Below are 2,010 nucleotides of genomic sequence, written 5' to 3' on the forward strand. Positions count from 1 at the left end.
ATACTGTACATTATTTTCAGTATAGTCCAGCGTATCATTGACTAGAGTCATGCTCACTGTTAACGCGACTGAGTTGCAAAGGGATCCCCTCCCACATAGGTCGCCCCTATTTTGGCCTGGATCCCTCTTGGGGATGCTCTAGATCACTGCAAAAGTGCTCCGCACCGCTGACGGGATGGGAAGGGCCTGTACGGGAGCAGCTCACCGCAGTTTCTCCTCTCCAAGCCACACCCGGCGACGTCCTCTGTCCCACACCAGCAGGGTGTGGATCCCGATCCAAAGTCCTGTCCACAGCCAGTTGTGCAGCCAGATTTTGCCCAGAATGGGCAGGGTCAGGCCCTCCGTTCCCCCCAAAACCAGGCCGGCGGCCAAAATCAGCCCTTCAAAAGCCAGAAACCCCAAGATGAGCATGGCCGGGATCCAGAGATAGTTCAGCAGCAGTTGCCTTGGCCGAAGCGGCTTGGACTGAGAAAACAGAGGTCGGTAACCGCCAGCAAGAGCAATCCCCACCGTGCCGATCCCCAGCACCAACCCCCAGGCAAACGAATCGGGAGTGCGGGGATAGTTGTGCCAGGTGTAGCCAAAGATTTGGTTGGCCAGCCAAATCATCAAAGCACTAATGATTGCCCTTTGGCGGGTTAAAGTTGTGCCTGCAACAATACCAACAGTTACAAAAGGAAGGGTACATGTATAAGCAATATTGCTGAGACAGCCGACGGTGGTAAACAAGCTGGGCCAGAACCAGCCTCGGGCCAAATCTTGAGCAGCTTGTATCCAAAGTGGGGCTGGGATTAAGCGGCGAGAGCTGGGGATAGGTTGAGCACTCGATTGCAGGCCAATCATGCTTTAATCTCCTGGAAAAAGGTGGTCTTTCAGAGGACAGCTATTAAGCAAATGCTCAAAAACAATTTGCCGAGCTACTTGGGGAGTAACCCGCTTGTACCAGGTGCGATCCCCAGAGTAAAAAACCACGGGCCCCTGTTGGCAAACTTCCAAGCAGCCTGAGGTGATAACCTGTACGTCCAGGTTGGCTTCTCGAAGAGCCGATTCCAGAGCTTCCACAACCGGTTGGTAGTTGCGGGAAGGATAACAACGGCTGGAACGACAGACGGCAAGGTAGGGACGTTTAAGAGGGTTATCCTCATAGGGGATCCGCTCTTTCCCCTGCACATAGATGGCGCGGATGCGCTCGTAAAGAGAAAGCTTTTGGTAATCTGCTTTGCCTTCCGGCAGGTAGTCTTCCTCTGGCCCCAAAAAGGGGCTGGGCAGAAAAATCTGCAGCAAAGGCTCTTCTGCTCCATTCCAGAATTGGATTCCCCACATGCGGGGCTGACCTTGGGGATTGAGGCGCCGGTAGAGAGCAGCACGGCTAACCAATCTTTTGCGGCGCAGCTCGGGTGGGGTCTTGCGATGGGGGCCGCCTTGGTGCTCCTCCAGGCACAAATGCAGGTGCCAAGTTTCGGTGGCAACGGTTAGATAGCCATCGTAGAGCACGCACAAAGCTGGAGGTTTCTTGAAAGCCAGCTCCAGCACCCCGCCTTCCGCCACATGGCCCACCTGGATCTCGGCCCAGTGCTCTTGAAACAGCTCGTAGAGCAACGGCCCCAAGCAGTCGATGTGGGCAGGGATCCCTTCATAAAGGGTTGTCCAACCCGTTAAAGAAACTTCCTGCCAAGTTTGATGGAGAGGGGTTATCCAGGGCGTGAAAGCGGCCATGAGAGAGCTCCTCAAGGTAGTGGTGGAATACGAGCAATCACCCCTTTTTTGAGAGGGCGCTCGGCCCAGGGTAGGATCCCATCCAACTTGGTTAGGTAGAGCTCTGCTGTCTGCAGAATCAGCTCCACATCTTTTGGATCCAGATCTCCAAAAACATAGGTCATCTTTTGAGGTGCTGCCAACGCAACAACGCAAGCATGGCTGCAGGCGCTCATACAGGCAACTGGTTTTAGAGTTAGTTGGGGGTGGAGGGTTTGGGATTGCAGGGCAGACAGCAGCATTTCTCCCTTGCTA

3 protein-coding genes are annotated in these 2,010 nt (G+C 54.4%); all 3 read right to left on the minus strand.

All coding sequences use genetic code 11. The features are described from left to right. Positions 1 to 201 precede the first annotated feature (201 nt). The gene (locus NW820_RS10520; RefSeq protein ID WP_414351961.1) at positions 202 to 609 is read right to left on the minus strand and encodes a hypothetical protein; all 408 of its coding nucleotides are present in this window, start codon (positions 607 to 609) and stop codon (positions 202 to 204) included. A 237-nt stretch (positions 610 to 846) separates the two neighbouring features. Next, complete coding sequence (locus NW820_RS10525; protein ID WP_414382008.1) at positions 847 to 1,716, minus strand: (2Fe-2S) ferredoxin domain-containing protein; 870 nt, start codon at positions 1,714 to 1,716, stop codon at positions 847 to 849. Positions 1,717 to 1,727: 11 nt separating this feature from the next. Next, the coding region (locus tag NW820_RS10530) for a DUF1636 domain-containing protein (RefSeq protein WP_414407452.1) at positions 1,728 to 2,010 on the minus strand (283 nt) is incomplete at its 5' end.

Source organism: Synechococcus sp. R55.7, from assembly GCF_047461955.1.
GTDB lineage: Bacteria > Cyanobacteriota > Cyanobacteriia > Thermostichales > Thermostichaceae > Thermostichus.